The organism is Streptomyces apricus (assembly GCF_008369065.1).
GTDB classification, from domain to species: Bacteria; Actinomycetota; Actinomycetes; order Streptomycetales; family Streptomycetaceae; genus Streptomyces; species Streptomyces apricus.
This window is the reverse complement of sequence record NZ_VDFC01000015.1, coordinates 126,451-134,446: the sequence shown is the minus strand read 5'-3', so window position 1 is coordinate 134,446 and position 7,996 is coordinate 126,451. Positions and strand designations below refer to the sequence as shown.

General features: G+C 74.2%; 5 protein-coding genes and 1 pseudogene. 1 reads left to right on the top strand and 5 read right to left on the bottom strand.

Annotated features, from left to right (window positions below):
* Positions 1-34: 34 nt before the first annotated feature.
* Together FGF04_RS05625 and FGF04_RS05620 are read right to left on the bottom strand one after the other, a co-directional pair.
* A pseudogene (locus tag FGF04_RS05625) lies at positions 35-658 on the bottom strand (M14 family zinc carboxypeptidase); the annotation flags it as partial.
* Between the two features lie 169 nt (positions 659-827).
* Positions 828-1,385, bottom strand: a complete 558-nt coding sequence (locus FGF04_RS05620) for a DUF1707 and FHA domain-containing protein (RefSeq protein ID WP_149510108.1) — start codon at positions 1,383-1,385, stop codon at positions 828-830.
* 180 nt (positions 1,386-1,565) lie between these two features.
* Here FGF04_RS05620 and treZ point away from each other — a divergent pair, with 180 nt between their 5' ends.
* Positions 1,566-3,311, top strand: coding sequence for a malto-oligosyltrehalose trehalohydrolase (gene treZ / locus FGF04_RS05615; RefSeq protein ID WP_149510107.1), 1,746 nt, complete (start codon positions 1,566-1,568; stop codon positions 3,309-3,311).
* A gap of 156 nt (positions 3,312-3,467) precedes the next feature.
* Here the strand turns inward: treZ and FGF04_RS05610 are convergent, their stop codons facing one another.
* The 3 genes from FGF04_RS05610 to cyc2 all read right to left on the bottom strand — a co-directional run bounded on the left by FGF04_RS05610 (position 3,468) and on the right by cyc2 (position 7,952).
* The gene (locus tag FGF04_RS05610; RefSeq protein WP_149510106.1) at positions 3,468-4,406 is read right to left on the bottom strand and encodes an aminoglycoside phosphotransferase family protein; all 939 of its coding nucleotides are present in this window, start codon (positions 4,404-4,406) and stop codon (positions 3,468-3,470) included.
* Positions 4,407-4,458: 52 nt separating this feature from the next.
* Positions 4,459-5,583 carry an aminopeptidase P family protein gene (locus tag FGF04_RS05605; RefSeq protein ID WP_149510105.1) on the bottom strand — a complete coding sequence of 375 codons (1,125 nt, stop codon included), beginning with the start codon at positions 5,581-5,583 and terminating at the stop codon, positions 4,459-4,461.
* Between the two features lie 179 nt (positions 5,584-5,762).
* Entirely contained in the window at positions 5,763-7,952 is a 2,190-nt protein-coding gene (gene cyc2, locus FGF04_RS05600; RefSeq protein ID WP_149510104.1) for a germacradienol/geosmin synthase Cyc2, read from the bottom strand.
* Between the last annotated feature and the right edge of the window lie 44 nt (positions 7,953-7,996).

Here is a 7,996-nt window from a genome sequence, read left to right as displayed (position 1 = left end):
GGCCGCGACGACGCCCTGACCGCGGCCATCACGGAGGCGGCGGGATCCGGAAGACCGCCGGTCCGAGCGCGGGCCAGTACAGCGTGTCGTAGGGGCCCAGTTCGAGCGGGACGTCCAGGCGCGCGGCGATGTGCGCGAGGCGGGGCGCCATGCCGGGCAGGTCCCGGGTCAGCTCGACGAAGCCGCCGCCCACGTCGACGCCGTGCAGGGAGCACTGGAGGAAGGGCCGCAGCTCGTCCTGGAGGGCGAGCAGGGTGCGGGTCTCGGGCAGGGCGGCCCGCCCGGCGCCGTCGGGCAGCCACTCCGGCTGCTCCCGGAAGCCCGGGCGGAAGAAGTGCCGGAAGTGCCGGCCGAGGGTGTACGGGCCCGGCAGCCAGCCCTCGTTGCGGCGGGAGCCGTCGGGGTCCAGGCACAGCAGGAGGTTCCAGGTGACGTCGGCGCCGTCGCGCAGCCGGGGGTCGGCCAGCACCCGTTCGGCGAGCCGCAGGACGGTGGCGCCGCCCACCGGCTCGTTGGCGTGCGGACCGGCCACGACGAGGACCTGCCGGCTGCCGTGCCCGACGGACAGCAGCTGCATCGGGAGCCCGGCGCGGGACGTGCCCACCCGGCGCAGCCGGGCGTCGCGCGGGCGGCGGTCCGCGAGCGCGGCCGCCCGCAGGGCGAGTTCGTCGACGGAGGGGTAGCGGAGCAAGGGCGACAGGGTCCTACCTCCGCGACGGTCACCGCCGTCTCACTCGGTGTGCACGGCGTACGCACAGTGAGTCACGGCGGCGGAGGTACGTCAACACCGGTGGACGTAGAAATATGCACGTCCCGGCGCGGGGAGGTCAGTCCGCCGCGAGGCGGAACGCCATCCGGCCGAAGCTGACCTGGTCGCCGACCTGGACGACGGCGGTGCTGATCACCCGGCGCCCGTTGACGGAGGTGCCGTTGGTGGAGCCGAGGTCGCGCAGCACCCACAGGCCGCCCTGGCGGGTCAGCTCGGCGTGCACCCGGGACACCGTCTCGTGGCTGAGCCGCAGACCGCTGGCGGGGTCGCGGCCTATCCGCAGCGGGTACGGGCTGTCGGACCGGGGCAGCAGCAGCTTGGGCAGCCGCTCGGCCTGCCAGGCCCGGCGCAGCCGCACGCCGAAACCGGAGACCGCCTCGACCGTGCCGAACAGCATCCGGGACAGGCGGTTCTCGGTGCGCAGGTCGGCGGTGAGCGCGGCCAGTTCGTCCGGCGTGCGGGCGGCGAACGCGAGTTCCATGCGCAGGACGAAGGTGTCGTGCGAGAGCCTCCCCGAGGCGGCGCCCTCCCGCAGCGCCTTGAGCGTCCTGTCGCGCTCGGCGTCCGACAGCCGCACGGGAGCGGGATAGGTGTGGAACTCGGAGGACGACGTCACGGAGCCGATTGTCTGGCAGCGCGGCCGGGGTGTCCAGAAAACACAGCACTTCAGCCGGGCACTCGTCGCGGATCAGGCCGTTTCCGTCGTCCGATCGAGGGGATCCGAAGGTGAATTGATCTCGTTTGACGCACCATGGGACCGGCGAGGTCACGGTGAGCAGACGAGGGAGAACCGTCCGTGCAGTTCGAGGTGTGGGCACCACAGGCCGACCGCATGACGCTCCATTGCGCGGACACCACGCGCGCGATGGAGCCCGATCCGGAACGAGCGGGGTGGTGGACGGCAGAGGCGCAGGCCGAGGACGGCACGCGGTACGGCTTCGCGGTGGACGACGGCCCGGTGCTGCCGGACCCGCGCTCGCGCCGGCAGCCGGACGGGCCGGACGGTCTGAGCGCGGTCGTCGACCACGAGCGGTACGCGTGGCGTGCCGAGTGGGCGGGGCGCGGGCTGCCGGGCTCCGTCCTGTACGAGCTGCACGTGGGCACGTACACCCCCGAGGGCACGCTGGACGCGGCCGCCGGGCGGCTGGAGCACCTGGCGGAACTGGGCATCACGCACGTCGAGTTGATGCCGCTGTGCCCGTTCCCCGGACGGCACGGCTGGGGGTACGAGGGGGTGTCGCTGTGGGCCGTGCACGAGCCGTACGGCGGCCCCGAGGCGCTGAAGCGGTTCGTCGACCGGGCGCACGAGCTGGGTCTGGGCGTCGTCCTGGACGTCGTGCACAACCACCTGGGGCCGTCGGGCAACTACCTGCCCGTCTTCGGGCCCTACTTCACGGACACACACCACACCCCGTGGGGCTCGGCGGTGAACCTGGACGCGCCGGGTTCGGACGAGGTGCGCGCGTTCCTGACCGGCAGCGCGCTGTCGTGGCTGCGCGACTACCGGCTGGACGGGCTGCGCCTGGACGCGGTGCACGCCCTGTACGACACGCGCGCGTGCCACTTCCTGGAGGAGCTGTCGGCCGCCGTGGACGGGCTCTCCGGCGAGGTGGGCCGGCCGCTGTTCCTCGTCGCCGAGTCGGACCTGGGCGACCCGCGGCTGATCACGCCCCGCAAGGAGAACGGGCTCGGGCTGCACGCCCAGTGGAACGACGACTTCCACCACGCGCTGCACACCGCGCTGACCGGTGAGACGCAGGGCTACTACGCGGACTTCGGCCGCGCCCCGCTCGCGGCGATCGCCAAGACGCTGACGGCCGGCTACTTCCACGACGGCACGTACTCCAGCTTCCGGGGCCGGCGGCACGGGCGCCCGCTGGACGTCACGCGGGTCGCCGGGCACCGGCTGCTCGGCTACTCCCAGACCCACGACCAGATCGGCAACCGGGCCCTGGGCGACCGGCTCTCGGCCACCCTCTCCCCCGGCCTGCTGGCCTGCGCGGCCGCGCTGACGCTCACGGGGCCGTTCACGCCGATGCTGTTCATGGGCGAGGAGTGGGCGGCGGGCACGCCCTGGCAGTTCTTCACGGACCACACCGACCCGGAGCTCGCGGAGGCCGTCCGGCAGGGCAGGCGGCGGGAGTTCGGGGCGCACGGGTGGGCCGAGGACGACATCCCCGACCCGCAGGACCCCGCCACCCGCGACCGGTCCTGCCTCGACTGGTCGGAGCCGCGGGAGGGGGTGCACGCGCGCGTGCTGGCCTGGTACCGCGAGCTGATCGCGCTGCGGCACGCCCAGCCGGACCTCACCGACCCCGATCTCGCGGACGTCAAGGTGGCGTACGACGAGAACGCCCGCTGGCTCGCCTTCCGGCGCGGTGACGTCCGGGTGGCCGTGAACCTCGGCAAGGAGCCGGCCGCGATCCCGCTGGGCTCCCGGCCGTCCCGGGTGCTGGCGGCGTGGGAGCCGGTGGAACTCCCCGGGGAGGACGGGCTGCTGGGCCTGCCGGGCGAGTCGTGCGTGGTGCTCCTGCAAGGGTGAGCCCGGGGCTCCGCCGGGGCCCGTGAGCACCTGCGGGTGCGTCGTGGCCGGTCGCGCAGTTCCCCGCGCCCCCAGGTACCTGGGGGCGCGGGGAACTGCGCAGTCTTTAAGGGGCGCGGGGAACTGCGCGACCAGCCCCCACCGGGCCGCAGGTCGTCACTCCGTCTCGTCAGTGACCCGTTCCAGCAAAATGGGCTCCCAGGAACGCACCAGCTGGGCGCGCAGCGCCACCAGCCGCCCCTCGTCGTGATGGCGCAGCCGCTGCGCGAGCCGCACCAGCGCGTCGCAGCGAGCGAGCCACAGGCCCCGCAGACAGGGCCGGGCACCGTACCCGGCGAGGGTCGCCGCGCGGACCGCCGCGGGCGCGCCGACGGCCAGGGCGAGGCCCGCGATGTCCTCGGTGGGGTCGCCGGCCACCGCGTCGGCCCAGCCGACGACCCCGCGCACGCGTCCGTCCGCGCTCACGACCAGGCGCTCGTCCGCCAGGCCGTGGTGCACCAGGAAGGCGGCGCCGGGCTGGGGCGCGAGCTGCGCGGCGGCGGCCGCGGTGAGCTGGTGGAGCCGGGCGGGGTCGAACTCGTCGGCCTTCGCCAGCTGCGCGGCGGCGCGTTCGGCGGTGGCCCGCAGCGCCTCCAGGGACCGGGGCGCGGCCCGGGGCACCCCGAGCGCCTCGGCCTGGCGCACCGGCACCTCGCGCAGTCCGGTGAGCAGCCCCGCCAGGTCGGCCTCGCCGACGGCGGAGACGCCCTGCGGTGCGCCGGGCCCGCCGCCCGCGCCGTTCCCCCCGCCCTCGCCGGGGATCAGCGTGTCGAGCGTGTACGTCAGTCCGCTCGCCCACTCGCCGTGCGCGATGCTCACCGGGACGGCGACCACGAGGTGGGGACGCACCAGGTCGCGCAGCCGCAGTTCGCGCCGCTGGCGCCGGGCCGCCTCGCGGTCCGGGGCGAGCCGCAGCACATGGCGTGCGCCGACGAACCAGGTGACGTGCTCGGCGTCCCCGGTGACGGGCGCGATCCTGGGCCCGCCGCCGTCCGGGAGCAGGGAGCGGACGAGCCGTCGTACGGTGTCCGCGGTGGGTGTCACTGCCTGGGTCATGGTCGCGCCGTCCGCCGTCGGTGTCCGGGGTGCGGGATCTCCTGAGAGGTGCTCACTGCACGACGGCCATCTCCCTGGGGGTGTCGTTGAGGCGTCGTCCGCCGTCCCCGGTGACCGTCACGATGTCCTCGATGCGCACCCCGAAGCGGCCCGGCAGGTAGATGCCGGGCTCCACCGAGAAGCACATGCCGGGCACCAGGGGCTGCTCCTCGCCCTCGATCATGTACGGCGGTTCGTGGGTGGTGACGCCGATGCCGTGTCCGGTGCGGTGGATGAAGCGGTCCCCGTACCCGGCGTCGGTGATGTACGCGCGGGCGGCCCGGTCGACGTCCTGGCAGGCGGCACCGGGCCGCACGGCCTCGAAGGCGGCCTGCTGCGCGGCGCGGACGACGTCGTGGACCCGCTGCTCCTCGGCGCTCGGCTCGCCCACGTGCACGGTGCGGGAGGTGTCGGAGCCGTAGCCGTGCTTCAGCCCGCCGAAGTCGAGGACGACCGTGTCGCCGCGCCCGATGACGCGGTCCCCGGCCTCGTGGTGCGGGTTCGCGCCGTTGGGCCCCGACCCGACGACCGTGAAGTCCACCTGCTCGTGCCCGAACCGCCGCAGCAGGTCGGCCAGGTCGGCGGCCACGTCCGCCTCGCGGCGGCCCGCGAAGGGGACCTTCAGGATCTCCTCGTACGTGGCGTCGGCGGCGGCGCCCGCCGCCGCGAGCCGCTCCAGTTCGGCGGCGTCCTTGACGGCGCGGAGCATCGGGAGCGCCTCGGTGAGGGGGACGTAGGAGGTGTCGGGCAGCGCCTTCTGCAGGCCCAGCAGGTGCAGCGCCCAGGTGCTGTCGCCGACGCCGAACCGGCCGCGGCCGTCGAGGAGCGGGGCCGTGGCGGCGTACGGGTCCTTGCCGTCGGTCCAGTCGCGCAGCGTCAGCGCGGACGCGCCCGCGGCCTTCTCGGCGTCGGGGGCCTCCAGGGTGGGCACGACGAGCACGGGGTCCCGGCCGGCCGCGAGCACCAGGAGGGTGAGCCGCTCGGTGGCGGCGGGCGGCGCGTAGCCGGTGAGCCAGACCAGGTCGGGCCCGGGCGCGACCAGCACTCCGGCGAGTCCGGCCTCGGCGGCCGCCCGCGCGGCGCGGTCCATCCGGGCCGCGTAGTCGTCGGCGGTGAAGGGCACGGGCGTGCCGGCCATCCGGTCCTCCAGGGTCACGAGGGGCTACCGGCAGCATCCTGCCCGCACAGCGGGTCCGGCGCGAGCCGGTTGCCACCGCTTTTTGCGGACGGACCACCGCCGCGCCGCTCCCGCGGTGCGGCCGGGCTCCGGTACCGGGGGCGGCCGGAGGTCCGGCCCCGCGGGTCAGCCCGTCGCGGTCACCGGGCGGGTGACACCGGCCGGCTCGGCCGGACGCCGCCGAACGGCTGTTCCGGCAGCTGTCCGGGGACGAAGCCGTGGGCGCGGCGGGCCAGGTCGGCGGCCCCGTACCGGCGGCAGTCCTGGTGCCACTTCAGGATGCCGGCCAGCCAGTTCTGCAGCTCCACGACATAGCCCTCCATGACCTGCCGTGCCTCGGCGGAGAGTGCGAAGTCCTCGTACAGGACGGGCAGTTCGTGGGCGGCGATGTGCTGGAACTGCTCCATGCGCCGGGTCATGAGGTCGTGGACGACGCCGAGCGCCTTGGGGTAGTCGCAGCCGAAGAAGGTCTGCACGACGAGGATCGCGTTGTGCACCTCGCCCTCGTACTCGATCTCCTTCTGGTACGAGAAGACGTCGTTGACGAGCATCCCGTAGTCGATCGCCGCGTTCTCCAGTGCGCGGACCGGGCCGCTGCGGTAGACCTCGGGCGGCACCGCGGGGCCGTGGCCCAGCCGGCACAGGCTCATGGTGAGGTCGGAGCCGAAGGTGGCGCGGCGCATCTCCAGGTAGTCGACGGGGTCGGGGACGCGGTTCTGCAGCTGGTTGGAGAGCTCCCACAGCCAGCTCTCGGTCATGACCTCCACCGAGGCCCGCAGGGTGCGGCGCGCGTCCGGGCCCATGGTGGCCGTCGTGCGCCGCCAGAGGTCGGCGAGGCCGCGCTCCATCGCGTTGGCCGGGGGCGGGATCTCCTCGCCCTCGACGGGCATGCAGGCGGACAGCCGCGCCGTGCACGCCTTCGCGGCGGCCAGGTCCCTGCGGTGCCCGAAGACCATCGGGTAGTAGTCGTCGCCGTACGTCCCCCAGACGAGCCACTGCGCGCTGAGGTCCAGCGCCTCGGGGGTGCCGTCCGGATCGAGGCCCGCGGAGCACAGCGGCAGGTCGTAGGCGGCGAGCTTGTCCTCGTCCCAGACGCCCTCCCGGAGGATGCCCATGCTGTGGGCCCACGGGGTGATGCGGCGGCGGGCCCCGTCGAGGCCTGCGTTGAGGCGGACCTGGAACGGCATGAAGAAGTCGGGGAGCAGCGAGGGGCCGACCTTCTGGAACGGCACATGGGTGTAGGCGCGCAGCCGGTCGGCGCCGGCCGCGGCGAGCAGCGCGCCGACGTCGGCGGCGGAGGTGCCGAAGCCGCTGAGGCCGGCCGGCGGCGAGGTCTTCAGCGCCCCCTCGTTCATGTACCGGCTCGACCGCAGGTGCCACTCGTGGCCGCCCGCCTGCCAGTCCTGCAGTCCCCGGGTGTACGCGGCGACGGCCCGCACCTCGTCCGGCGTGAGGCCCTTGTCCAGGGCCAGCGCCGGAACCTCGGTGAGCGCCGTGTGGTCGAACTGGTACAGGCGCGAGGAGAGGATGTCGTTGACGGTGTCGGCGGCCTGCTGGGTCGTGCAGCCGAAGAACGTCTCCAGGACGAGCACGCCGTTGCTCAGCTCGCCCTCCTCCTCGACCTCGCGCTGGTACGAGAAGAGGTCGTTGCGCAGGTGGACCGCGTCGGAGAAGGTCTCCATCAGCACGCGCAGCGGCCGGGAGCGGGCGACCTGCGCGGGGACCTCCGCGGTCGCGTACTCCACGAGCCCCGCCGACCAGGGGGCGCCGCCGACCTTGCGGCGCATCTCGATGTACTCGACGGGGTTGGCGATCCGCCCCTCGCCGATGTTGGACAGCTCCCACATCGACTCGTTCAGCAGGTGCTCGGTGGATTCGGCGAAGCGCCTGCGCCAGTCCAGGGACATCGAGGGGACCGTGCGCGCCCACAGGTCGGCGAGTCCGGCCTCGACCGGGTTGCGCGGCTCGGGCACGGGGGTGGCGAGGTCCAGCGGCATGAAGAGCGGGAGGCGGTCCAGGTAGGCCTTGCCGCCCGCGCGGTCCTGGCTGCGCTTGAAGGTCTCCAGGAAGTGGTCGTCGAAGAAGAAGACCCACACGTACCAGTCGGTGATCAGGGAGAGCGCGGGGCCGTCGCACTCGGGGTGCGTGTACGCGCACAGCAGTCCGTAGTCGTGCGCGTCGAGGTCGGACCGCTCCCAGATGCCGGAGCCCTCCAGCATGCCCATGCCGCGGGCCCACTCGGCGGTGTGGGCGCGGGCCTCCTCGACGTGCGGGTTCAGCCGCGCGGGGTACGGCAGGTAGAAGTGCGGGAGTTCGAACGGCTGCGTCATGGGGCGGGCCCTACCCGGGGGTGCCTTCCCGCATCCGCGGGGCC